This window comes from Xanthomonas sp. NCPPB 3570, assembly GCF_056725115.1.
The window spans coordinates 855,045-879,902 of record NZ_CM161513.1 but is presented as its reverse complement, the minus strand read 5'-3'; the positions used below and the strand labels follow the sequence as shown (position 1 = coordinate 879,902).

The 24,858-nt window shown below is 69.7% G+C and carries 19 protein-coding genes; 11 read left to right on the top strand and 8 right to left on the bottom strand.

The window, feature by feature from the left end:
• Positions 1–140 precede the first annotated feature (140 nt).
• On the top strand, positions 141–770 hold the full coding sequence (locus tag AC1PLR_RS03805; RefSeq protein WP_481102739.1) for a cysteine hydrolase family protein: 630 nt from the start codon (positions 141–143) through the stop codon (positions 768–770).
• Between the two features lie 6 nt (positions 771–776).
• On the opposite strand, the gene AC1PLR_RS03800 is transcribed toward AC1PLR_RS03805, so the two are convergent.
• Entirely contained in the window at positions 777–2,072 is a 1,296-nt protein-coding gene (locus tag AC1PLR_RS03800; RefSeq protein WP_481102738.1) for a two-component system sensor histidine kinase NtrB, read from the bottom strand.
• A 25-nt stretch (positions 2,073–2,097) separates the two neighbouring features.
• On the opposite strand from AC1PLR_RS03800, the gene AC1PLR_RS03795 reads away from it, so the two are divergent.
• Positions 2,098–2,574, top strand: a complete 477-nt coding sequence (locus AC1PLR_RS03795; protein ID WP_481102737.1) for a response regulator — start codon at positions 2,098–2,100, stop codon at positions 2,572–2,574.
• Between the two features lie 59 nt (positions 2,575–2,633).
• Here the strand turns inward: AC1PLR_RS03795 and AC1PLR_RS03790 are convergent, their stop codons facing one another.
• Complete coding sequence (locus AC1PLR_RS03790; RefSeq protein ID WP_019796008.1) at positions 2,634–2,879, bottom strand: hypothetical protein; 246 nt, start codon at positions 2,877–2,879, stop codon at positions 2,634–2,636.
• 379 nt (positions 2,880–3,258) lie between these two features.
• Between AC1PLR_RS03790 and glgA the strand changes: the two genes are divergently transcribed.
• The 7 genes from glgA (at position 3,259) to glgX (ending at position 16,050) form a co-directional block, all read left to right on the top strand.
• Positions 3,259–4,887: a glycogen synthase GlgA gene (gene glgA, locus AC1PLR_RS03785; RefSeq protein WP_481102736.1), complete on the top strand. Its 1,629-nt coding sequence runs from the start codon at positions 3,259–3,261 to the stop codon at positions 4,885–4,887.
• Positions 4,884–7,130 (top strand): 1,4-alpha-glucan branching enzyme, encoded by a 2,247-nt coding sequence (locus AC1PLR_RS03780; RefSeq protein WP_481102735.1) that lies wholly within the window; start codon positions 4,884–4,886, stop codon positions 7,128–7,130. The genes glgA and AC1PLR_RS03780 overlap by 4 nt, the downstream gene beginning before the upstream one ends.
• 2 nt (positions 7,131–7,132) lie before the next feature.
• Positions 7,133–8,920 carry a malto-oligosyltrehalose trehalohydrolase gene (gene treZ / locus AC1PLR_RS03775; RefSeq protein WP_481102734.1) on the top strand — a complete coding sequence of 596 codons (1,788 nt, stop codon included), beginning with the start codon at positions 7,133–7,135 and terminating at the stop codon, positions 8,918–8,920.
• A gap of 151 nt (positions 8,921–9,071) precedes the next feature.
• A complete protein-coding gene (malQ, locus tag AC1PLR_RS03770) occupies positions 9,072–11,039 on the top strand; it encodes a 4-alpha-glucanotransferase (RefSeq protein ID WP_481102733.1) in 1,968 nt (655 codons plus the stop codon).
• A complete protein-coding gene (gene treY / locus AC1PLR_RS03765; RefSeq protein WP_481103523.1) occupies positions 11,036–13,651 on the top strand; it encodes a malto-oligosyltrehalose synthase in 2,616 nt (871 codons plus the stop codon). The genes malQ and treY overlap by 4 nt, the downstream gene beginning before the upstream one ends.
• A gap of 14 nt (positions 13,652–13,665) precedes the next feature.
• A complete protein-coding gene (locus AC1PLR_RS03760) occupies positions 13,666–13,872 on the top strand; it encodes a DUF2934 domain-containing protein (protein ID WP_481099931.1) in 207 nt (68 codons plus the stop codon).
• A gap of 9 nt (positions 13,873–13,881) precedes the next feature.
• A complete protein-coding gene (glgX, locus tag AC1PLR_RS03755; RefSeq protein WP_481102732.1) occupies positions 13,882–16,050 on the top strand; it encodes a glycogen debranching protein GlgX in 2,169 nt (722 codons plus the stop codon).
• 187 nt (positions 16,051–16,237) lie between these two features.
• On the opposite strand, the gene AC1PLR_RS03750 is transcribed toward glgX, so the two are convergent.
• Together AC1PLR_RS03750 and AC1PLR_RS03745 are read right to left on the bottom strand one after the other, a co-directional pair.
• Entirely contained in the window at positions 16,238–17,299 is a 1,062-nt protein-coding gene (locus AC1PLR_RS03750) for a DUF6896 domain-containing protein (RefSeq protein ID WP_481102731.1), read from the bottom strand.
• Between the two features lie 14 nt (positions 17,300–17,313).
• Positions 17,314–19,203: a PEP/pyruvate-binding domain-containing protein gene (locus AC1PLR_RS03745; protein WP_481102730.1), complete on the bottom strand. Its 1,890-nt coding sequence runs from the start codon at positions 19,201–19,203 to the stop codon at positions 17,314–17,316.
• Between the two features lie 346 nt (positions 19,204–19,549).
• Here AC1PLR_RS03745 and AC1PLR_RS03740 point away from each other — a divergent pair, with 346 nt between their 5' ends.
• On the top strand, positions 19,550–20,533 hold the full coding sequence (locus AC1PLR_RS03740; protein ID WP_481102729.1) for an NAD(P)-dependent oxidoreductase: 984 nt from the start codon (positions 19,550–19,552) through the stop codon (positions 20,531–20,533).
• 205 nt (positions 20,534–20,738) lie between these two features.
• Positions 20,739–21,230 carry a HEPN domain-containing protein gene (locus AC1PLR_RS03735; RefSeq protein WP_481102728.1) on the top strand — a complete coding sequence of 164 codons (492 nt, stop codon included), beginning with the start codon at positions 20,739–20,741 and terminating at the stop codon, positions 21,228–21,230.
• Between the two features lie 165 nt (positions 21,231–21,395).
• On the opposite strand, the gene imm45 is transcribed toward AC1PLR_RS03735, so the two are convergent.
• From imm45 to AC1PLR_RS03715, 4 genes are all read right to left on the bottom strand, one after another.
• Positions 21,396–21,581: an Imm45 family immunity protein gene (gene imm45 / locus AC1PLR_RS03730; protein ID WP_481102727.1), complete on the bottom strand. Its 186-nt coding sequence runs from the start codon at positions 21,579–21,581 to the stop codon at positions 21,396–21,398.
• Between the two features lie 249 nt (positions 21,582–21,830).
• Positions 21,831–23,090, bottom strand: coding sequence for an MFS transporter (locus AC1PLR_RS03725; RefSeq protein WP_481102726.1), 1,260 nt, complete (start codon positions 23,088–23,090; stop codon positions 21,831–21,833).
• 158 nt (positions 23,091–23,248) lie between these two features.
• Positions 23,249–23,932, bottom strand: a complete 684-nt coding sequence (locus tag AC1PLR_RS03720; protein WP_481102725.1) for a hypothetical protein — start codon at positions 23,930–23,932, stop codon at positions 23,249–23,251.
• 99 nt (positions 23,933–24,031) lie between these two features.
• The gene (locus tag AC1PLR_RS03715; protein WP_481102724.1) at positions 24,032–24,826 is read right to left on the bottom strand and encodes a hypothetical protein; all 795 of its coding nucleotides are present in this window, start codon (positions 24,824–24,826) and stop codon (positions 24,032–24,034) included.
• Between the last annotated feature and the right edge of the window lie 32 nt (positions 24,827–24,858).

Sequence of the window (24,858 nt, the reverse complement as noted above, 5' to 3'; positions counted from 1 at the left end):
GTAATCTTTCGCGAAGGCGGCCATCGGCGCCGTGGCGGCGTTGCCCGCCCGTCCGTTCAGCCACGCCTTCACTCGCGCTCACCCTGGTTTCACCGCGCGCGCCGACCATGAAGCCCTGTCCGGCAATGGAGGATCGGCGCATGCGGCACCCGGCCCGGCGACGCACTGACACCCCTGACGACCAGCAGCGGCCATCGACGGCCGCGCCGGCGCCGACGCAGCCCGGCCAACCGGCGTTGCTGATCGTGGACATGATCAGCCGCTTCGATTTCCCCGGCGGTGCGCGCCTGGCCGCTGCGGCGCTGCCGGTGGCCGAGCGCATCGCCCAGGTCCGTGGACACTTCCATCGCCGCGGCTGGCCGGTGCTGTTCGCCAACGACAACTTCGCCGACTGGCGCACCGATTTCGAGGGCCTGTGGACGCTGTGCGCCGATCCGAAACAGCGCGGCGCGCGCATCGCCGCCTGCCTGGCGCCGCGCCCGCAGGACTACTACGTGCTCAAGCCCAAGCACTCCGCCTTCCTCGGCTCTGCCCTGGCCCTGCTGCTGGCACGGCTGCAGACCACCCACCTGCTGGTCACCGGCATCGCCACCGATGCCTGCGTGCTGGCCACCGCGATCGATGCGCGCATGCGCGATTTCCAGGTGCAGGTGCCGCCCTCGTGTTGCGCGGCGCTGGATGCCGGGCGCCAGCAGCGGGCATTGCAGGTACTGCGCGAGGCATTCGCGGTGCACATCAGCGAGCGGCTGCCGGCGCGCGCGGGCCGATGAGCGGGGCTACTCGGCCGCCGGCACCAGGTCATCGCCCTCGTCGCCTTGCGGCTGCGCCACGAACGGAAACGCCAGGGTGATGGTGGTGCCGCGGCCAAGTTCCGATTCCACGTCGACGAAGCCGCCCGCCTGGCGCACCACGCCGTAGACCTGGGCCAGGCCCAACCCGGTGCCCTTGCCCTCGGGCTTGGTGGTGAAGTACGCCTCGAACAGGCGCGACTTGACCTCCTCGGACATGCCTTCGCCCTGGTCGCCGACCGCCAGGGTCACGTAGCGGCCGGGCTGGCGCATCGCTGCCGCGCGCGAGGGCGGCACCTCCAGGGCACTGCAGCGGATCGTCACCGCGTCGCCGGGGCGGCTGGCGTCGCGCGCGTTCAGTGCCAGGTTCATCACCGCCTGCTCGACCGCGCTGCGGTCGGCATAGGTCGTCGCCACCTCGGCGCAGGGCAGCAACTGCAGGCGCATCTCGCCGCCCAGCGCCTGCGCCAGCAGCGGCTGCATCTGTGTCACCAGCGCGTTCAGGTCCAGCCAGGCCGGCTTGACCGGATGCGCGCGGGCGAAGCCGAGCAGGCGCCGGGTCATCCCTGCGCCGTGCTGCAGGGCCTCGTTGGCGATGCCGAGCAGGCGGCGCTGGTCCGGCTGCAGGCGTTGGGGGTGGTCGGCCACCATGCTGACCGAAGTCATCGCGGTATGCAGCATGTTGTTGAAGTCGTGCACCACGCCGGCGAGCATCTGCCCGATCGCCTCGCCCTTCTGCGCCTGGGTCATCGCGCGCTCGGCCACGCGCTGCGCGGCCAGGGCGATGTCCAGTTGCCCGCGCAACTGCGACTGCTCGGCCTGCCAATGGCGGCCCAGCGCGGCGGCATCGGTCGCTCCCAGCGGCACCTCCTCGGCATCGATCGGGGCCAGATCGCCCAGCGCGCGCAGGGCCTGCTCGATCTGGTACTGCTGGGTGACGTCGCGGCTGATCACCAGCACGCTCTCGACCCGCGCCGAGGCGTTGGCCAGCGGACTGACCATCACGTGCCACCAGCGCCGCCGCCCATCCAGCGACGGGCGCTCGGCCCAGAATTCACGCTGTTCGTTGCCCAGCGCCGCAGCAAAGGCGCCCTGGGTCAGCGAGCGCATGTCCTCGGGCCACAGCTCCGCCCAGGGGTGGCCGACGATATCGGCGGGGTCGGAGACGCCCAGCAACGCCAGACCGTGCGGATTGATCGAGCGCACGATGCCGTCGCGCCCGACTTCCTTGATGCAGTCGTGCGAGAGCTCGACGATCTGCCGATAGTGAGCGTGAGTGGTCAAGCCGCGTCTCGCAGTGAATCTCACAATGAATGAGGACGAGAATATCGGGATTGCCCGGGCGTCACCAGCGCTTCACCGAGTAATCGTGAAGCTGACGTGGATTGTTTATAAAAGCGATAACGGAATTATGCGCGTCACCTCCGCCTCCACCACCATTCTTCTGGTGGAGGACGACCAGACGATCCGGGAGTTGGCCGCTGCCATGCTCGCCGCCGACGGCTACCGGGTCCTGTCGGCGGCGACCGCGCAGGACGCGCTGGACGTGCTGGCACGGCACCCCGACGTGGCGCTGATCTTCAGCGACGTGCAGATGCCGCGATGCGACGGCCTGAGCATGGTGCGCCAGTTGCGCCGCCGCGGCGTCGCCATTCCCGCCTTGCTGACCTCCGGCATGCATACGCCCGAGCCCGGGATGCTGCCGGCGCGGACCGGCTTCCTGCCCAAGCCGTATCGTCGCGCCGACTTGCTGGCGGCGTTGGACCGGCTACAGACCGAATACTGAACGCAGCGCGCCGTGCCTGCGCCGCGACGATCGCATGCGGCGCCGACATCGCGCGCGGATCAGGCGAAGACCAGCTTTCCGTACCGTGCCGAACGGATCGCCGCCAGGCGCTCGGCGACGAAGTAGGCGCCGGCGTGCGCATCGCGGAAGTACACCCCGTCGAACGCGTGCCGGCCGCGCACCACGCCATCGTCGCCGGTGATCCGGATCTGCGGCTCGAGCACGCCATCCGGGCACGCGCGCAGCAACCCGTCGAGGACGAAGCCGTCCAGTTCGCGACGCATCTGCGGTTTCAGGACTGTCATGAGCACACTGCACCATAGATCGCATGAAGCTCGCACAACGGAGGTGGCCCCCGGCCGCACCGAAGCACGGCACGCAGGCGACACTGGAAGCTAAACGATTTATTGGCGCCGATGCCGCGATCCAACGCTTGCGGCATCTGGCGTTCGGCGACATCGACTATGCGCCGCGTTCTTCATTTCGCCGTAGACAAGCGCGCGCTTCACGCCTCTTTTATCGCGCCATTCGTACTTTGCTCCTGCATTATCGCATTGCAACATCGCTGTCCCGTTTCGACGCTGCTGTGCCTCTTTCCTTGCTTCACGTCGCGCGCCCGCCAGGACGCGCGGTGGCAGTCGCTTTCCGTGTGCCCCGTCCTCCCCCTTCCCAGACGGAACCGCCATGTCGCCCCCCACCCCAGCCGACCTGACCGAGAGACAACGCGATACCCATCCGGTGCTGCACGCGCCGCGCCGCCGCTACCGCGATGCGCGCGGCCGCTTCGTCCGCAATGCCGAGGTGACCGTCAAGCTGAACCCGGCGCCGCGCCGCACCAGCCTGTTCGTGACCTCGGAAATGGCCGATTTCGTGAAGGCCGGTGGCCTGGGCGACGTCGCTGCGGCCCTGCCGCGCGCGCTGCGCGGCAGCTGCGACATCCGCGTGCTGATTCCCGGGTACCCGGCGGTCCTACGCACCACCGGCCCGCTGGAGATCGTCGGCCGCATCGCCGCGCACGCGGGACTGCCGGACTGCGCGCTGGGCCGGGCCGAGCGCCCGGACGGCCTGTGCGTCTACGTGCTGCTGTGCCCGCAACTGTTCGAGCGCCAGGGTTCGCCCTACGTCTCCAGCGAAGGCCGCGACTGGGAAGACAACGCGCTGCGCTTCGCCACCCTGTCCCACGCCGCCGCGCAGATCGCTGGCGGCCAGGCCGGGCTGGACTGGACGCCGGAGCTGCTGCACCTGAACGACTGGCCGTGCGCGCTGGCCGCCGCCTACGTGCGCTGGTCCGGCGGCCGCACGCCGTGCCTGCTGACCATCCACAACCTGGCCTACCAGGGCCTGTTCCCGTACGCCATGGCCGGCGCCCTGGGCATCCCCGCCGAGGGCCTGCAGGACCTGGAGTTCTACGGGCAGATGTCGTTCCTGCGTGCGGGCATCGTCCACGCCGACCACGTCAACACGGTCAGCGTCAGCTATGCCGCGCAGATCACCGGCCCGGCGCAGGGCTGCGGCCTGGACGCGCTGCTGGCGCGGCGCGCCGCCAGCGGCCGCCTGAGCGGCATCGTCAACGGCATCGACGCCAGCTGGGATCCGCGCACCGACGCGCACCTGCCGGCCCACTTCGGTGTCGGCCAGATCCAGGGCAAGCGCGAGAACGCGGCGCAGGTGCGCCAGGCGTTCGGCCTGCTCGACAGCGACGGCCCGCTGTTCGCGGTGGTCTCGCGGCTGGTGCACCAGAAGGGCCTGGACCTGATCTGCGAGGTGGCGCCGCAGATCGTCGCCGCCGGCGGCCAGATCGTGATCATCGGCGGCGGCGAGCCGCAGATCGAGCAGGCGGTGGCGGCGCTGGCGCGGCGCTACCCGGGCCACGTCGGCGCGCACATCGGCTTCGAGGAACGGCTGGCCCGGCGCATGTTCGCCGGCTCCGACTTCCTGCTGATGCCCTCGCGCTTCGAGCCCTGCGGGCTCAGCCAGATGTACGCGCAGCGTTTCGGCAGCCTGCCGATCGCCCATGCCACCGGCGGTCTGATCGACACCGTGGACGACGGCGTCACCGGCTTCCTGTTCGAGGAAGCCTCGGCCGACGGCCTGCGCCGCTGCCTGCAGCGGGTGTTCCGTACCTTCCGCCTGCCGGGCCTGCTGCAGGCGATGCGCCGCGCGGCGATGCTGCGGCCCAGCGGCTGGGAACTGGCCGGCCGCAAGTACATGGCGCTGTACGAGCGCACCGCCGGGGCGCGGCCGGCAACCGGCGGCGTGCCGCTGCAGGCGAGCACCGCCGCGGCCAGCGCGAGCGCATTGGCGAGCGCATGAGCGATCGGGAACACGCCGTGGACCCGGCCGCCGGCCGGGACCCGGTGGAGGAAACAGAAGACGACAGCGACGGCCCTGCGCTGCAGGCGCTTGCCCGCGGCGAGGCCGGCGATGCCTTTGCCTGGCTGGGGCCGCATCCACAGGCCGACGGCACGGTCCGGGTGCGCGTGCTGGCGCACGGCGCCGAGGCGCTGGGCCTGCTCGACGCGCAGGGCAAGCTGATCGCGCGGATGCGCGCCCACCCGCAGGCGGAGGGCCTGTTCGAGGGCGAGCTGAAGCAATCCATGCCCTACCGGCTGCGCATCGTGTGGCCGGATGCGGTGCAGGAATGCGACGACCCCTATACCTTCGGGCCGCTGCTCGATCCGGCCTGGCTGCAGGACCTGGCCGCCGGCGACGGCGCCGCGCTGCGTACCGCACTGGGCGCCCATCACGCCCGCGTCGGCGAAGTCGAGGGCGTGCGCTTCGCGGTGTGGGCGCCCAATGCCAGGCGCGTGGCGCTGGTCGGCGACTTCAATGGCTGGGACGCGCGCCGGCATCCGCTGCGCCTGCATCCGGAGGCCGGGGTCTGGGAACTGTTCGTGCCGGGGCTGCACGGCGGCGAACACTATCAATACGAACTGCAGTCCGCCGACGGCAGCGTGCTGCCGCGCAAGGCCGATCCGGTGGCGCGCTGCAGCGCGCCGGCGCCGTCCACCGCCTCGGTGGTGCCGTACGCGGACAGCCATACCTGGGGCGATGCGGCCTGGCTGGCGCAGCGCGAGGCGCAGGCGGGCAGCGCGCAGCCGCTGAGCATCTACGAACTGCACGCCGGCTCCTGGCGCCACGACCGCCATGGCCAGCCGCTGCACTGGGATGCGCTGGCCGCGGAACTGATTCCCTACGTGCGCGGGCTCGGCTTCACCCACATCGAATTGCTGCCGATCGCCGAGTATCCGTTCGGCGGCTCCTGGGGCTACCAGCCGCTGGGGCTGTACGCGCCGACCGCGCGCCATGGCGACGCCGACGGCTTCGCGCGCTTCGTCGACGCCTGCCACCAGGCCGGCATCGGCGTGCTGCTGGACTGGGTCGGTGCGCACTTCCCCGACGACCCGCATGGCCTGCACCACTTCGACGGCAGCGCCCTGTACGAACATGCCGACCCGCGCGAAGGCGTGCACCGCGAGTGGAATACGCTGGTCTACAACTACGGCCGCCTGGAAGTGGTGGCCTACCTGATCGGCAGCGCGCTGGAGTGGATCGAGCGCTTCCACGTCGACGGCCTGCGTGTGGATGCGGTGGCGGCGATGCTGTACCGCGACTACGGCCGCAACGCCGGCGAGTGGATCCCCAACGCCCACGGCGGCCGCGAGAACCTGGAGGCGATCGCCTTCCTGCGCCGGCTCAACGACGAGATCGCGCAGCGTTTCCCCGGCGTGCGCACCATCGCCGAGGAATCCACCGCCTGGCCGGGCGCCACCGCGCCCACGCAGCAGGGCGGGCTGGGCTTCAGCCACAAGTGGAACATGGGCTGGGCGCACGACACGCTGCGCTACCTGCAGCGCGATCCGCTGTACCGGCAACACCACCACAGCGAGATGAGCTTCGGCCTGGTGTATGCGTTCTCCGAGCATTTCGTGCTGCCGCTGTCGCACGACGAGGTGGCGCGCGGCAAGGGCTCGTTGCTGGCGCGCATGCCCGGCGACGCCTGGCAGCGCTTCGCCAACCTGCGCGCCTACCTGGCCTTCATGTGGGCGCATCCCGGGCGCAAGTTGCTGTTCATGGGCTGCGAGTTCGGGCAGTGGCAGGACTGGGACCACGACCGGCCACTGGACTGGGCGCAGGCGCAGCAGCCCGAGCACCGCGGCGTGGCGCGGCTGGTCGCCGACCTCAACCGGCAGTTGCGCGCATTGCCCGCGCTGTACCGCAGCGATCGCAGCAGCGACGGCTTCGAATGGAGCATCGCCGACGACCACCGCAACAGCGTCTTTGCCTTCGTCCGCCACGACCGCGACGGCGGCGCGCCGCCATTGCTGGCGGTCAGCAACTTCACGCCGAACGTACACCACGATTACCGCGTGGGGGTGCCGCGTAGCGGATGCTGGCGCGAGCTTCTCAACAGCGACAGCGGCTACTACGGCGGCTCCAACCAGGGCAACGGCGGCGTGCTGTCGACCCTGCCGCAGCCGATGCACGGGCATGCGCAGGCGTTGGCGCTGACGCTGCCGCCGCTGTCCACCCTTTGGCTGCAACCGGACCTTTGACCATGGCCACGACCGCTGTCTCGACCGATTCCTCCGCCGCCCCGCGCGCGGTCCTGCGCCCCGGCGCCTGGCCAGGCGCCAACGGCGAGGTCGCCTTCGCGCTGTGGGCGCCGGATGCCGAGCGCGTGGAGCTGGTGTTCGGCGACGATCGGCGGCAGCCGCTGCAGGCGGTCGGCGACGGCTACTTCGCCGCCACCCTGGCCTGCGCGCCCGGCACCCGCTACCGCTATGCCATCGACGGCGGCACGCCGGTGCCGGATCCGGCCTCGCGTTGGCAGCCCGACGGTGTGCATGGCCCCAGCGCGGTGCTGGCCACCGACGGCCATGCCTGGCGCCACGGCGACTGGCGCGGCCGGCCCTGGGCCGAGACCGTGTTCTACGAGCTGCACGTGGGCACTTGCGGCGGCTACGCCGGACTGCGCGCGCAGTTGCCGACGCTGGCCGCGCTCGGCGTGACCGCGATCGAACTGATGCCGCTGGCCGAATTCCCCGGCCGCCACAACTGGGGCTACGACGGCGTGCTGCCGTACGCGCCGGCCTCGGCCTACGGCCATCCGGACGAACTCAAGGCACTGATCGACGAGGCCCACGGGCTGGGCCTGAGCGTGTTCCTGGACGTGGTCTACAACCACTTCGGCCCGGACGGCAATTACCTGGGCCAGTACGCCTCGACCTTCTTCCGCGAGGACGCACCGACCCCGTGGGGCGCGGCGATCGATTTCCGCCTGCCGCCGGTGCAGCGCTACTTCATCGACAACGCGTTGATGTGGCTGCACGAATACCGCTTCGACGGCCTGCGCCTGGATGCGGTGCACGCGATCGTGCCCAACGCCTTCCTCGACACCCTGCGCGAGGCGATCATGGCCAGCGTCGCCGACGGGCGCCACGTGCACCTGGTGCTGGAGAACGAGGCCAACCAGGCCGATGTGCTGGAACGCGGCTACAGCGCGCAGTGGGACGACGACTTCCACAACAGCCTGCACGTGCTGCTGACCGGCGAACACGAGGGCTACTACGCCGGCTTTGCCGATGCGCCGGCGCAGCACCTGGCGCGGGTGCTCGGCGAAGGCTTCGCCTTCCAGGGACAGGCCGACCACCGCGGCCACGCGCGCGGCGAGCCCAGCGGCCACCTGCCGCCGCACAAGTTCGTGATCTTCGCGCAGAACCACGACCAGATCGGCAACCGCGCCCGCGGCGACCGGCTGATCACCCAGGTGAGCGAACCGGCGCTGCGCGCGGCGCTGGCGCTGACCGCGCTGACCCCGATGATCCCGCTGTTCTTCATGGGCGAGCCGTGGGGCAGCCGCACCCCGTTCCAGTTCTTCACCGATTTCGCGCCGCCGCTGGACGAGGCGGTGCGCGAGGGCCGCCGCCGCGAGTTCGCGCACTTCGCCGCCTTCGCCGATCCGGAACAGCGCGCCACCATTCCCGATCCCAACGCACCGGGCACCTTCCAGGCGTCCATCGCCGACATCAGCGACGCCACCCACGGCGACGGTGCGCGCTGGCGCGACTGGTTCGCCGCGTTGATGGCGTTGCGCCGCCAGCACCTGGTGCCCGCCCTCACCCAGTCCAGCGCGCTCGGGGCACGGGTGATCGGCCCGAAGGCGATCGCCGCGGGCTGGCGCCTGGGCGATGGCGAATGGCACGTGGCGGCCAACTTCGGCGACGCGCCGGTGGCGCTGGACCTGCCCGGCAGCACCGTGCATGCGGAGAACGCCGGCGACGACGCGGCGCAGTTGCCGCCCAACGCCTTCGTCGCGCGCTACCGGCCCGGCAACGCCGCATGAGCGCCCGCTGTCGCGACGCCATCGCGACAGCGTCCCCGGCACGCTGGCCACCTCGTTCGCTGCCCACCGCCGCGCACGCGCCGTCGGCGCGCGCGGGCGGGACCGCGGCGGATACCTCTTCCTTCGCCCTGCTGCCCGGTTCGCCCTGCCCATGACCGACACTTCCCTGCACACCCTGGCCGACGCAGCCGGACTGCTGGTCGACTGGATCGACGCCAGCGACACCCCGCGCACGGTCGCCGACGACACCCTGCGCCACGTGCTCGGTGCGCTCGGCCTGGACGCGCGCGACGCGGCCGCCTGCCGCGACAGCCTGCGCCGGCTGCAGGCCGATGCCGCACTGCCGCCGCTGCTGACCGCCGACGCCGGCGCGCCGGTCGAGGTCGGCGCCGCGGCCGGTGCCGCGTACCAGCTCCAGAGCGAGGATGGCCAGGCACTGCACGGCCACTGCGACGCGCATGGCCGCCTCATCGCGCCCGATGCCGCCGGCTACTGGACCCTGCAGCACGGCGAACGCCGCACCACCCTGGCGGTGGCGCCATCGCGCTGCTACGGCGTCGCCGACGCGGTGGGCGCGGCGCAACCGCGGCGCTGGGGCCTGTCGTTGCAGGTGTATTCGGCACCGGGCGGCTATGACGCCGGCATCGGCGACGCCGCCGGCACCGCCGCTTGGGCCACGCGCATCGCCGCGGCCGGCGGCGACGCCATCGCGCTGAGCCCGGTGCATGCGGCGCGGCCGGTCGGCGCGCATTACAGCCCGTATTCGCCCAGCGACCGCCGCTTCCTCGATCCGCTGCAGGCAGCGCCGGCGCGCGTGCTGGGCGTCGACGCCGCGCAGCGCGCGCTGGACGCGGCCGGGCTGGCGCAGGCCTTCGCCGAGGCGCAGGCGCGGCCGCTGATCGACTGGCCGGCCTCGGCGGCGCTGAAGTGGCAGTGGCTGCGCCAGTTGCACGCCGATTTCGGCCAGGCCGACGCGGCCCTGCACGCCGACCTGGCCGCGTTCGAGCGCGACGGCGGCAGCGCCCTGCACGCGCATGCCGCGTTCGCCACACAGGACTTCGGCGATGCCGATCCGGGCCTGCACCGGTTCGCGCAGTGGCTGGCCGCACGCAGCTGGGCCGACGTGCAGCGCCAGGCGCGCGCCGACGGCATGGGCATCGGCCTGATCGCCGACCTGGCGGTGGGCTTCGACGCGCAGGGCGCCGAGGCCGCGGCGTGGCCGCAGGCGGTGCTGCAGGGGTTGGAACTGGGCGCGCCACCGGACGCGTTCAACGGCGATGGCCAGGCCTGGGGCATCTGCGGCTACGCACCGACCGCGCTGCGCGCCAGCGGCTTTGCACCGTTCATCGAACTGCTGCGCGCGGTGATGCGCGATCGCGGCGGCGTGCGCATCGACCACATCCTCGGCCTGCTGCGGCTGTGGGTGATTCCGCGCGGCGCGCCCTCGTCCACCGGCGTGTACCTGCGCTATCCGCTGCACGACCTGCTGCGCCTGCTGGCGCTGGAGTCCTGGCGGCACCGCGCGATCGTGATCGGCGAGGACCTGGGCGTGGTGCCGGACGGCATCCGCGCCGAACTGTCGCGCCGCGGGGTGATGGGCATCGACGTGCTGCTGTTCACCCGCGACCGCGATGGCGCGTTCCTGCCGCCGGCGCAGTGGCGCCCCGACGCGCTCGCCACCACCACCACCCACGACCTGCCGACCCTGCGCGGCTGGCGCCGCGGCGAGGATATCGACTGGCGCCGGCGCCTGCAGTTGAGCGACGCCGCGCAGCAACATGCCGACCACCAGGCACGCACCGACGACGTCGCGCGCATGGACCAGGCGGTCGCCGCGGCGCTGCCGCCCGCGCAGGCCGCCGACCCGGAACTGGGCGCGCTGCGCTTCGTCGCCGCCACGCCCTCGCCGCTGGCCCTGCTGCCGGCCGAGGACGCGCTGGGCCTGGACCAGCAACCCAACCTGCCCGGCACCGTCGACGGCCACCCGAACTGGCGCCGGCGCCTGCCCGCACCCGATGCCGCCGCATCCGCCGCCACCCTCGCCACGCGCCTGGACGCCTTCGCCCAGACCCGCCAGACCACCGCCACCGCCGCGCAAGGAGCCGACGCATGCGCATGATTCCCCTGCGAGCCACCGCCCGCCTGCAGTTGCATGCCGGTTTCACCCTGCTCGATGCCGCCGCGCAGGTGCCGTACTACGCGGGGCTGGGCATCAGCCACCTGTACCTGTCGCCGATCGGCACCGCGGTGCCCGGTTCCACCCACGGCTACGACGTCACCGACCCGCGCCAGGTCAATCCCGAGCTGGGCGGCGAGCCGGCGCTGCTGCACCTGTCCGAGCGCGCGCGCAGCCACGGCATGGGCCTGGTCCTGGACATCGTGCCCAACCACATGGCCACCCACCCGAGCAATCCGTGGTGGTGGGACGTGCTCACGCATGGCCGGCGCAGCCGTCATGCCGGCTGGTTCGACATCGACTGGCGCGCGCCCGGGCGCGACGGCAAGCTGTGGTTGCCGGTGCTGGACCGCCCCTATGCGCAGGCGCTCAGCGAAGGCGCGCTGCAACTGCAGGTGGGCGAGGACGGCAGCGTGGTCCTGCTGCACCACGACCAGCGCTTCCCGATCCGCCTGGACGGCGCCATCGCCCAGGAACCGGCCAGCGCGCGCCCGGCCTGGGCGGCGCGGCTCAACGACGCCGCGCGGCTGGGCGACGACGCCCTGCACCGGCTGATCGAACGCCAGTGCTATCGCCTGGCCTGGTGGCGGGTTGGCAACGACATGCTCAACTACCGCCGCTTCTTCGACATCACCTCGCTGGCGGCGTTGCGCGTGGAGCAGAACGACGTGTTCGCCGCGGTCCACGAGCTGCCGCTGCGGCTGGTCGCCGAGGGCCATCTCGATGGCGTGCGGGTCGACCATGTCGATGGCTTGGCCGACCCCACCGGCTACGTGCAGCGGCTGCGCACGCAACTGGACCGCGCCGGCCGCCGCCGCGGCATCGCCCCGGGCGGCATCGCCCTGTACCTGGAAAAGATCCTGGCGCCGCACGAGCAGTTGCGCAGCGACTGGCCCTGCGACGGCACCACCGGCTACGACTTCATGGACCAGGTCTCCGCGGTGCTGCACGACCCGGCCGGCGCCGAACCGCTGACCGCACTATGGCGGCGCTGGAGCGGGCGCAGCGGCGACTTCGGCCAGGAACAGCGCGCCGCGCGCGACGAGATCCTGCAGGGCTCGCTGCAGGCCGAGTTCGTGCGCACCGTGCAGGCGCTGGGCGCCGCCGCGCACCTGGATCCGCTGACCCGCGAGTTCAGCCCGCAGATGCTGGCGCGCGGGCTGATGGCCCTGTTGCGGCACTTCGAGGTGTACCGCACCTATGCCGGACCCGATGGCCTGGACGACGACGACGCAGCACGCCTTGCCCAGGCCGCGCAGCGTGCGCGTGCCGGCGCCGAGCCGCGGGTCTGCGCGGCGATCGATGCGATCGAGCGCTGGAGCCGTGACGGCCGCGGCACCGGCAAGGCGCAGGTGGCGCTGCGGCGGATCGTGCGCCGGCGCCTGGAGCAACTGTCTGCGCCGCTCAACGCCAAGTCGGTGGAGGACACCTCCTTCTACCGCCACGGCGTGCTGCTCTCGCGCAACGAGGTGGGCAGCGAGCCGGATGTGTTCGCGATGACGCCGGAGGCGTTCCACGCGGCCAACGCCGTGCGCGCGCAGCGTTATCCGCGCGCGCTGCTGGCCACCGCCACCCACGACCACAAGCGCGGCGAAGACGTGCGCATGCGCCTGGCCGTGCTCAGCGCGCAGGCGCCGTGGTGGGAGGCGCAGGTGACGCGGTTCCAGGCGCTGTCGGCCGACCTGCTGCCGGCCGGCAGCGCCGCGCCGCTGCCGGGCGACCTGCTGATGCTGTGGCAGATGCTGGTGGCGGCATGGCCGCTGGAACTGGCGGTGGACGACGCCGACGGCCTGCGCGACTACGCCGAGCGCATCGGCGCCTGGCAGCTCAAGGCCGCGCGCGAAGCCAAGCTGCGCACCCACTGGACCTGGCCGGACGAGGACTACGAGCGCAATGCGCGTGCCCTGCTCGACGCCGCGCTGCTGCAGCCGGCCGGTGCCGCGCTGCGCGAGGCGCTGGCGCAGGCGGCCGCGGCGCTGGCCCCGGCCGGCGCGCTCAACAGCCTGGTCCAGACCGCCCTGCGCCTGACCCTGCCCGGCGTGCCCGACCTGTACCAGGGCAGCGAAGGCTGGGATCTGTCGCTGGTGGATCCGGACAACCGCCGCCCGGTGGACTACGCGCTGCGCCAGGCCTGGCTGGGCGACGCCACCGCAGCGGACGCGCTGCTACAGGACTGGCACAGCGGCCACGTCAAGGCCTGGCTGACCGCGCAGCTGCTGCAGCTGCGGCGCGCGCATCCGGCGCTGTTCGCCCACGGCAGCTACACGCCGCTGCAGGCGCAGGGCGCACAGGCGCCGCACGTGCTCGGCTTCGTGCGCGAGCACGAGGGAACCTCGCTGGTGGTAGTGGTGCCGCGGCTGAGTGCGGCCGCGCAGGCGCTGCGCCCGGACGCGCCGCTGCGGCCGCAACTGGACTGGCGTGACACGGTTCTGACACTGCCGCAGGCACAGTATCGTCCGGTGCTGGCCAGTGCTACCGTCGACGCCACGTCGGCCGTTCCGGTGTCGGCCCTGTTCGCCGCATTCCCGATCGCCGTGCTGGTCGCCTCCCCCTGATCCCGCAAGAAGCCATGGACGCAGAAACACGCCAACGCCGCATCCGCCAACTCGCACACGAAATCTGGGAAGCCGAAGGGCGACCCGACGGCCACGCCGCCCGCCACTGGGCCATGGCCGAGCGCCTGGTGGCCGCGGAAGCGGCCGCCGAGGCCGATGACGAAGCGCTGCCACAGCCGGCACCGCGACGCAGCGCCGGCAACGGCAGCACTTCTTCCTAAGGATCCTTCATGCCTGTGCGCAAGCTCACCCGCCGTTCGCGTATCCGCGAGGGTCTGCCGTATCCGCTGGGCGCCACCTGGGACGGCCTGGGAGTGAACTTCGCCCTGTACTCGGCGCACGCCACCAAGGTGGAGCTGTGCCTGTTCGACGATCGCGGCCGAGAGATCGAACGCATCGCCCTGCCCGAGTACACCGACGAGATCTGGCACGGCTACCTGCCCGACGCGCGCCCGGGCCAGCTCTACGGCTACCGCGTATACGGCCCGTACGCGCCCGATGCCGGACATCGCTTCAATCCCAACAAGCTGCTGCTCGATCCTTACGCCAAGCAACTGGTCGGCGAACTGAAATGGGCGCCGGCCCTGTTCGGCTACACCATCGGCCACAAGGATGCCGACCTCAGCTTCGACCGCCGCGACAGCGCCGCCTACATGCCCAAGTGCGCGGTGATCGATCCGGCCTTCACCTGGGGCAAGGACCAGCGCCCGCAGACGCCGTGGGACAGCACGGTGATCTACGAGACCCACCTGCGCGGCACCACCATGCGCCACCCTTCCGTGCCCGAGGCCTGGCGCGGCACCTTCTCCGGGCTGAAGGTGGACGAGGTGGTCGAGCACATCAAGCGCCTGGGCATGACCGCGGTGGAACTGTTGCCGGTGCACGCCTTCGTCGACGACGAATATCTGCTCAAGCAGGGCCTGCGCAACTACTGGGGCTACAACACCATCGGCTTCTTCGCCCCGCACCCGCGCTACATGGCCACGCGCACCGTGTCCGAGTTCAAGCAGATGGTGGCGCGCCTGCACAGCGCCGGGCTGGAAGTGATCCTGGACGTGGTCTACAACCACACCGCCGAAGGCAACGAACTGGGGCCGACGCTGTCGTTCAAGGGCATCGACAACGCCAGCTACTACCGCCTGGCCGAGGACCGCCGCTTCTACATCAACGACACCGGCACCGGGAACACCTTCGACCTGACCAACGCCGGCGCGCTGCGCATGGTCAACGACTCGCTGCGCTACTGGGTGTCGGAGATGCACGTGGACGGGTTCCGCTTCGACCTGGCCACCATCCTCGGCCGCGAGCACCACGGCTTCGATCCCAAGGGCGGCTTCCTCGACGCCTGCCGCCAGGACCCGCTGCTGAGCCAGGTCAAGCTGATCGCCGAGCCGTGGGACGTCGGCCCCGGCGGCTACCAGGTCGGCGGCTTCCCGCCGGGCTGGTCGGAGTGGAACGACAAGTTCCGCGACAACGTGCGCGCGTTCTGGCGCGGCGACGAAGGCCAGCTGGCCGAACTGGCCACGCGCCTGACCGGCTCGGCCGACCTGTTCAATCATCGCGGTCGCCGCCCGACCGCCTCGGTCAACTTCGTCACCGCCCACGACGGCTTCACCCTGCACGACCTGGTCAGCTATTCCCACAAGCACAACGAAGCCAACGGCGAGCACAACCGCGATGGCTCGGACAACAACATTTCCGCCAACTACGGCGTGGAAGGCGAGACCGACGACGAGCAGATCAACGCCCTGCGCCTGCGGCAGATGCGCAACATGCTGGCCACCCTGCTGCTGTCGCAGGGCACGCCGATGCTGCTGGCCGGCGACGAGTTCGGCCGCAGCAAGGGCGGCAACAACAACACCTACTGCCAGGACAACGAACTGACCTGGCTGAACTGGGAAACCGGCCCGCGCGCGCACCAGCTCAGCGCCTTCGTCTCGCGCCTGACCCACCTGCGCGCACACTACCCGCTACTGCACCGCGCACGCTTCTTCGACGGCGCCTACGACGAGGAACTGGGCATCAAGGACGTGACCTGGCTGGCGCCGGACGGCGAGGAAATGACCGAGGCCTCCTGGCACGATCCGCACGCCCGCGCGCTGATGATGCGCCTGGACGGCCGCGCCCCGTCCAGCGGCCTGCGCCAGGCCGCGTCGAACGTGACCCTGCTGATGATCGTCAACGGCGCGGTCGAGGACGTGTCTTTCACTCTGCCGCTGGTCGAAGGCGAACACTGGCGCGTGCTGATCGACACCGCCGAGCGCGACCACGAGCACGGCCTGCCAGGCGGGTCGCAATGGCACGGCCTCGGCCGCTCGCTGACCCTGCTGGCGGCCGAGCGCGACAGCAAGTCCAGCCCGGCGCATCACCGCAATGCGGATGCGCCGACGGCAAGTTGATTGGACCTAATGCCCGGCGGTTTGCCGAGAATACAGGGGCGCAGCTTAACTAGAAGCTCAGCTTACAAGTACCATGTAGCGCATGTTTGGAGAGCGAAGCCCCCCATACAGGCCTAGAGACACTCCATGACAGAGTGAAATACTCAATCAGCCACCTCTAATATCCCTACTGTGCACCTTGGAGAGGCTACCACTTTTTAGAAAGGGGGCGTTTTAAACAGACCTCCCCTCTCCGTCCATTTAGCACGTAATGAAGCTCACATTCGAGGCGATATTTAGTGAAAAATTCTTTTAACGCCTTATGGAGTTCACGAGCCCATGAAATTCTATTAGCATCAGGAGCAAAAAATGTACGTATAGCACCTACATCTTTTCGCAGGTGAAAAGTTTTATTCCGCAACTCTCGAAGCGGATCGCGATTCTTCTTAATCAAACTCCCCACGGCATCGCTTCTCGGAGTCAACCCAACAAAGGCCACGGGACGATCTTCTCGGAGCAATCGGCGCATTCCGATAGTCTCAAAACCTTCGCATGTCACTGCAAGAAAACCCAGCCAAGAGCGAAGGTATATTCGCATATCAATTGATTTATCGTTACTCAGCCGACCATCCCTCTCCCATTTGCGACGCAAGTTATTATAATTCAATAGCATCAAATCAGCGACTTCAAAATAGTCATTATTAAGTACCAACACATCATCCATGTTGCGAGGAGGCAATTTATCTCCCGGCAATCGACTATCAATGTCGACAGCCAATACGCGCGCGCGCCCTCTCAAATAAAATAAACAATAAGCAGAGCGAACCAAAAATCCTTCGGAGACAGCCTCTTCGAAACAAACTTCAAGGTCGTTTTTGTTATCAAAACCATATTCCGACAAGTTCTTCTTAGCGAATTTAAAAAGACGCCACGCGTCAAACTCATCAATCTCACCACTAACCCCAAAATCGAAATCAACTTTCCCATTGGGCATATCTACCGCACATCCAGCACCATGCTTGAAGTAAGGCACGCCACCATCCAAAAGTCCCGCATGAGGAATGTTCGATTTAATCCATGCAGCTCTTGAAGCCGGCATATGAATACCAGACCTATGCATGAGCACCAGAGCCTCATGGACATTCTTTTGATAGTCCCGAATCAGGCGATCTAGCTTTTTTTCCACAGAGCTGCCGCCTTTATTTTTCCAAAGTAAGAATAGTAGATAGTTCAATTCTGCCGAAAAACCAGAATTTCTTAGGATGGGCATTAAGCGTGATACATCTAGCGCCCCCGATCCACATACGGCCGTGACTGCAGGATCACCACCTCGTCGCCGACCACGGCCCACTCGATATCCTGGTCGGCGCCGCCCAGGGCCTGTTTGGTCATTGCGCCGACCTTGGCCAGCCGCGCAATGAGGGCATCGGTCAGTACCTGGCGGGTGCCGACGATCGGCACCTCGCGGACGCCGCCGGCGACGTTGGCCACGAGCTGGGTGTCCTCGGCCGAGCGGCTCAGCACCTGCACCGCCTTGGACCAGCTCGAATACATCACCTGCTCGGCCTGGCGCTTGCCCTCGACCACGCGGATACCGAGGCCGCGCTTGGCCGAAACATAGGTGACATGACGGCGCGCGGCATCGAAGGGATCGCGGGTGATCATCACCCCGGAACTGTCGGACGGGGCGGCCAACTGCACCAGCACCGCCATGGCCACCGCGTCCTGCGGCAGGCCGGCGGCGGCGCGCGCTTCGTAGGCCTCGAAGTTGTACACCGACGCCCACACCGTCTGCACCGCCTTGGCCAGTGCATCGGCGCGGGTGACGTTGGGCACGGTGGTGTACAGGCCGGCGCCGCTGAAGCCGGGCAGATCCTCGGAGTTGGACGAGCTGCGCACGAACACACCGGCACCATGCAGTTGTTCGCGCCATTGCGCCTCCAGCGCACGCACGAAGGCGGGATCGGGCGTGGCGTCGGCGATCTCGGCACGCAGGGTCGCCAGCGCGGCGCGGCGCACGTCGGCGTCGGTGGCGAAGCCGGGACGGCGCTGCAGGTCGCGCAGGCGCTGGTCGACCTGCAGGCGCTGCAGCGTCGCCTGGTAGAACGCGAACGGGATGCAGAAGCCGTCGGGCACGCGCGCGGCCGGCGGCAGCACCGCCTTCAGCGTGCCGAGATTGGCGGCCTTGGTCCCGCAGGCGCGGCTGTCGCGGGCGCGCAGCGCCGCCAGCGGTTTGAGCGCGTCCACGCTCAGGTCCGGACGTGGCAGCGCGCGTGACGCCGCGCGCGGGGCCGTGGATGACATGGCTGCCGGCGGGCCTGCAAGCGGCGTCACCCGGTAGTCGTTGTGGGTGACGTCCAGTTGCACCCAGCGGCCGTCGTACTGGCGCAGCGCCGCCTGCGCATCGCGCACGTACACGTTGGGAATGCCCCAGCCCTTGGCCAGCAGGTTGACGTGCGACAGCAGCGTAGACGGGCGCTGCGTGACCAGGCCGGCGACCGGCGCCAACGCGATCGGCACCTCGTCCAGGACGGGGATGTCGCGCGGCGACAGCGTACGGAACTGCGCCTCCGAGCGCACGATGCGCAGCCGCCCCTCCGCATGGCCGGTGTTCAACGGCAGGAAGCGCTGCTCGCGCAGCAGCGCCTCCTGGGTCACGAAGGCCAACCCGGCTGACTTGGCCACCTGTTCGTGCAGCGTGGAGTTGGTCTTGAACCGCAGCGTGTCGTAGAACGAGGCGCGCAAGGCGGCGTCGGTCTGCTGCAACAAGGGCGCGGTGAGAAGGTCGCCCTCCCAGAACTCGTAGGTGTAGCCCGGCAGATCCTGCTGCCAACTCAGGGTGCCGAACAAGAAACGCCGCTGCGGATCGCGGTACTGCGCCTTCAGCGCCGCCTTGCCTATGCGCGGCGCCAGGCGCTGGCGCACGAACTGCTCGTGCAGCGCGAAACGCGGGGTGTTGAGGTAATAGACACGCCCGCCCTGCTGCCGGTCGATCACGAACAGCAGATGCGGCAGTTCCAGCGCGGTGCCGGCGTTGTAGACCCGCGCGAGCTGCAGGAACTGCGCGCGGCTGTCCAGGCGCGGCATGAAATCGGGTCCGGTCGCCAGCTGCGCCGCGGCGTCGCGACCTGGGCGCTGCTCGTAGGCCGAGGGCTTGCGCGCGGTCTGCGCCATTGCGGACGATGCGCACCACAGCGACACGATGAAGAGAACCCACACCGATAGGTGGGGCCAGACAAGCGGCGGACGGGCTCGATCCATGATGCCGGTTCGGGAAGGCGACGAGCGCGGATCATACGCCAGCGCCTGCACCTTGGCTGCGCGGCGAAGCGCGACTAGGCGCTTGGTGGCGGCACCAGCGTTGGCAGGGTGGCAGAAGCGCGACGGCGCTCGTTTGCCGAATAGCTACAACGGACGGTCCTTCGGTATCGTTGGCCGACAGGACGTTGTTGCAGTCGAATGCGGCCTGCCGTACGCGCTGCTTCGCGACCTGGCCCATCTCGTCCCCAAAGGAGTCCGCATGCCGCTGTATCCCCTGTTCGCCGACCTGGCCGGGCGTCGCGTACTGGTGGTGGGCGGCGGCGAGGTGGCGATGCGCAAGATCGAGGCGTTGCTGCACGCTGGTGCCGACGTGCTGGTGTACGCGCATGCGCTCAATTCCACCGTGGCGCTGTGGCTGGCGCAGGGCCGGCTGCAACGCGCCGATGGCGCCTTCGACCCGCAATGGCTGGACGCCGCCTGGCTGGTGGTGGCGGCCACCGACGACGACGCGTTCAACCGGCAACTGGCCGAACAGGCCGGAGCGCGGCGCAAGTGGGTCAACGTGGTCGACGACGCCGCGCTCTCCACCTTCCAGGTGCCGGCGATCATCGACCGCGATCCGCTGCTGATCGCGATCTCCTCCAGCGGCGCGGCGCCGATGCTGGCGCGGCGCCTGCGCGAGCGCTGGGAAACCGAACTGGACCATTCCTACGCCGAACTGGCGCAGCTGTTCGCGCGTCACCGCGCCGCGATCCGGGCGCGCCTGCCGGACCTGCCGCAGCGCCGGCGCTGGTTCGAACAGGTACTGGAGGGACCGGTGCAGACGTTGCTGCAGAGCGGCCAGCGCGATGCCGCCGAGCAGGCCTTCGCCGACAGCCTGCAGCGCAGCGACGAGGTACCTCGGCAAGGCAGCGTGTGGCTGGTCGGCACCGGCGGCGGCGACCCCGGCGCGCTGACGCTGAAGGCGCTGCGTGCGCTCAACCAGGCCGATCTGCTGCTGGTCGGTGCGCAAGTGAGCGCGGCGGCGCTGAGCCTGGCGCGTCGCGATGCCAGCCGCCAGCCGCTGCCGGAGGATCCGGCAGTACACCTGGCGCTGCTTGTCGAACAGGCGCAGGCCGGGCAGCGCGTAGTCAGCCTGCTGCCGGGCGATGCGTTCCGGCAACCGCCGCATGCGGCGCTGGCGGCGCAATTGGCCGCCGCCGGCATCGCCTGCGAGGTGGTGCCCGGAGTGGCATTGGATTGAGGCGTGGCAGCATAGCCGGCGCACTTGGCGAAGACGGTTGCGCGGCGCAGACTCTTCACACCGTGGCGGCAGCTTCGCGACGTTCCTAGCAATGCAATTCGACGCACCGGTCTCATCTTACGAGCCTGACGCTTAATTCTGGTGCTAGCGCTACGTTGAAGCCGAATCCGCTTCGCGGCCCTTCCTAATTATGGTGTTAGGTAGTATGGAGACAGTTCGGCACTCGTTGATGCTTCGGGAAAGCGAAAACCGCTTCGCATCGGCTGAACTGCTGCGGGCGGCAGGCGACGGGTCAGATTCAGCGTACCTACTACAGCTTGTCGGCTTCGAGTTGCTACTCAAGGTTGTCGTAGAGCGCGCCACGGGCGAAGACGCTCACGGCCACGATTACTTGAGGCTGTTCAATCAGCTCCCGCGGGAAATCCAAGACACCGTGCTGCGGCTCGCCGGAGAATGGGCGGGCCCGTCCGCGCTTACCAATTGCCACGAAAGCGTGTTTACCGACCTCGGCAACAATTTCGTGAAGCTGCGCTACCCCTACGAAAAGCACAGCTGTCTTTCCAACGAGCAGTACCGGCGGGTCGGAGAAGACTGGATCGCTCGTGGCGCCACCAACGCGGAGGCTGACTTCCGCTACCATCCTGAAGAGCTGCGAGCGCTTACGCTGGCCCTGCGCGAGGTCGCTGGTGCCAGCTAAGAATTCGTCAAAGCTGGCGTCGCTTCGCGGCGCGGATCGACAGGTCGATCATACGGCACTGTTCTCCATAACAAGCGAGCGAAGGCCGTTACAGTGCACAGAGCACTGTACAGTCTCCATCGACAGCCTCATCGCGAAGGCATCGCTCCCGGAACAAACCCGCCCTCAGCCCTCGAGCGCGTCCACCACATACACCCGCTCCAGCGGGCACTCGAAGTAGCACCATTTGTTCCAGTTCGCGATCAGCCATTCGCGATCAACTGCACACCCAGTCTCGCGCGGCCGCGAGCCCGGAAGAATCGAACAGATCAAGCCGGCCTTGTATCCGCTAACGTTCAGCAGTGCACACATCTTCCCTTCCTAGTGCGCGAGATGCATGAGCATCAGTTCCACCACCTCGCCATCGGGAAGCTCGCAGAGCAGGATCTTGCCTCGCTCTAGATCCTGCGCGTAGTCGGTGATCTTCTGCTTTCAGGTCAATCGACACCTCGTTTGCCACGGCGTGGTCCATCCTGCGCATCGCGCCGTCAGCAACCGGCGCCAGTATCGCGTAACCGCGGCGTGTGCGGCAGCGCCGTCGACGAGGCCAAGTAACGTGGATTAGGCCGGCAGCGGCGGCACCGGTTCGTCGGCTGCGCGGTCGCGCTTCGCCGTCACCAGGTGCTTGCGCATCCCCACCCACAACGTCAGCGACAGCAGCGAAATGCCGCCCAGCAGCAGGAACGCGGCGCGGTAGCCGAACCCCTGTGCGATCCAGCCGCCCAGCGCGGGACTCAGCGCTGCGCCGACGCCCTGCATCGTCATCACCGCGCCCTGTCCCACGTTGACCCGGCCGGTGCCCTGCAGCAGGTGCGCCACCAGCGCCGGCACTGCCACGCTCTGCAGGCCGGCGCCGACGCCGTCGAGGATCTGCACCGGGAACACGCCCCAGGTGTGGATGAAGCTGGCGGCGATCAGCCCGCGCAGCGGCAGCGCCAGGAAGGTCAGCAGCAGCACCCACCAGTGCCCGCGCACGCGGATCAGCCGCATCGCCAGCAGCGAGGCCAGCACCATGGTGGCCTGGGCGACGATGATGGTGGTAGCGGTCAGCGCGTTCGGGTCGCCCTGGTGCGCGGCCACCACGGCCATGCCGTACAGCGGCAGCATCGCCGCATTGCCGAGGTGGAACAGCGCCAGCGCCGCGGCCAGTACCAGCAAGGGCTTGCAGGTCAGCAGCACCGACCAGCCGCTGACGTGGGCGCCGTCGTCGTCCTCGGACTCGGCCATGCCGCGGGCGGCGCGGTGATCGATCGCATCGCGCGGGATCATCAACACCGAGACGATGGCCAGCACGCCGAAGCAGCCGGTCAGCACGAACACCGCGCCGAAACCGAATTTCCAGCCGAGCACGCCGGCCAGTGCCGCGGCCACCACGTTGCCGGCGTGGCTGCCGACCTGGTTGCGCGCGATCTGGTGATCGAAGCCGGCCTGCCGCACCAGGCCCAGGGTGATGCCGGACAACGCCGGCCCCAGTGCGGCGGCGGCAAGCGCGGTCATCACCTGTGCGGCGATGACGCCCGGCAGCGTCGGTGACCACCACAGCAGCGCCGAGGCCAGCAGGATCATGCTGCAGCCGACCACCACGATGCTGCGCTTGCGCTTGGTGGCATCGACCAGCGCGCCGCCTGGGGTGGTGGCAAGCATGCCGACGATGCCGCCGGCGGTCATCACCGAGCCGATCGCGCCCAGCGACCAGCCCTTGGATTGCAGGAACACGCTCAGGAACGGGCCGAGCCCATCCTGCACGTCGGCCATGGTGAAGTTGAGCGCTTCCAGCGCGCGCGTGCCGCGCGGGCGCTGGCGCTTCCCGGCGCCGCTCATGCGCGCACCGCCGACGAGCGCGGCGACAGGGACAGGGACAGGGACAGGAAAACGTGGTGCTGCGCAGGCGCGACGGGCGGCATGACGGTGTCCTGGAGGAGCGGTGGGAACACAGCCGCGGCGGTGGCCAGGGGCGCACCGCCGCGACGACGCGGCACTTAGTGGGACTTCGGCTTGGGCTTCGGTTTCGCCTTGTGCCCATGCTTCGGCGCAGCATCATCCGCATGCGCGTGCAACGGCTTGTGATGAGGCTTGGGCGGCTTCGGTTTCGGCGGCAACGGCTGCAGCGTCGCGGCGCTGGCGCCCAGCGCCTGCGCATGCAGCACCTGGCCATGCGCGGACTCAAGCAGTTCGCCCTGCGCCGCCAGCGGCTTGCCGGCGGCCAGCCAGCGCGCCGATTCCGGCACCGCGTGCGGCGGGAAGCGCACGATCAGCCCGTCCTCCAGCAGCGCGCCATGCACCTGCCCGTGCGGGCCGTGCAGCAGCCGCGCGATGGTGCCGGCGTGGTGCACCGCGTCCTGCGCGGACGTGGGCTTGGCCGGCGGCTTGGGCTTGGGCTTATGCGGCGCGGCATGCGGGCCCTCGTCGACGATACGCTCGGCACCGTCCGGATCCACCGCCAGCGCCACCAGCACATCGGCGCCGCGCGGCTTGAGTCCGCGCACGCCGAGGCCGGCGCCCGGACGCAGCGCCTTCAGCAATTGCGCCGACAGGTGCGGCGGGGTGTGCACTTCGGTGCCGTCGTCGAACAGCAGGCCGTCGACGTCGGCCTTGGGATTGAGCAGGAAGCGCGCGAGCGTGCCACGGGTTTCCGGCAGGGAATCGGGATCGACCCAATGCATTGCATTCTCCAGACGAACAAGGGGGATGCCGGCGGGGGCCGGCGGCGCCCGCCGCGAACGGCGGGCGCAGGGGTCAGGCGCTTTGCAGCAGCGCCCGGATCAACGCGGAGCCGGCGGCGGCGGGGTGGCCGGCGCACCCGGTGCGCCCGGCTGGGCCGGCGGCGGTGCGGCCGGCGGTGCAGGCGGGGCCGGCGGCGCGAACACCGCCTGCAGCGAATTGCGATCGCGGCCGACCTGGGTAGCCTCCACCGAGCGGCCGACCTGGGTCAGCACGCCGAAGCCGTTGACGCTCAGGCGCGCGCCGGGCCGCAGCAGTTCGCTGTACTGCTGGGCAGCCGGCGGCGGCATGCGCACCACGGTGCCGTCGCTCAGCAACACGCCGGCGGTGTCGCCGCGCGGGCCGTAGACCAGACGCTCGATACGGCCATCGGCCTGCAGCGGGGTCAGGGACGGCGGCACCGGAGGGGCCGGCGGGGGCGTCATCGGGTTCGGCGGACGGTCGACCACCTGCTTGCCGCTACGGCGCGCGGTGATGCTGCTGGCCTGCAGCAGCGGCAGGCTGCCCAGGCGGTAGCCCTGCACCGACACCGCATCGCCACGGCGCACCGCGGCCTGCAGATCGGCCGACAGGTGCGGCGGGAAGCTGACCTGGGTGCCGTCCATCAGCCACAGGCCATCGACGTCGCCATTGGGGTTGAGGATGAAACGCTCGACGGTGCCGTCCACGCGCACCGGCGTGGCGGCGACGGACGCCGCGGGCGGCGGCGGCGGTGCCGGGACGCTGCCGGGCGCCGGCGGAGCGGGAGGTGCGGGGGGCGCCGGCACCTGCGCGGTGGCAGCGGCAGCGGCGGTGGCCAGCACCAGGGACAGAGCGAGTGCGCTACGACGGATCATGGGAGTTCCTCCTGAGCGGCAAGGGGGCGCCG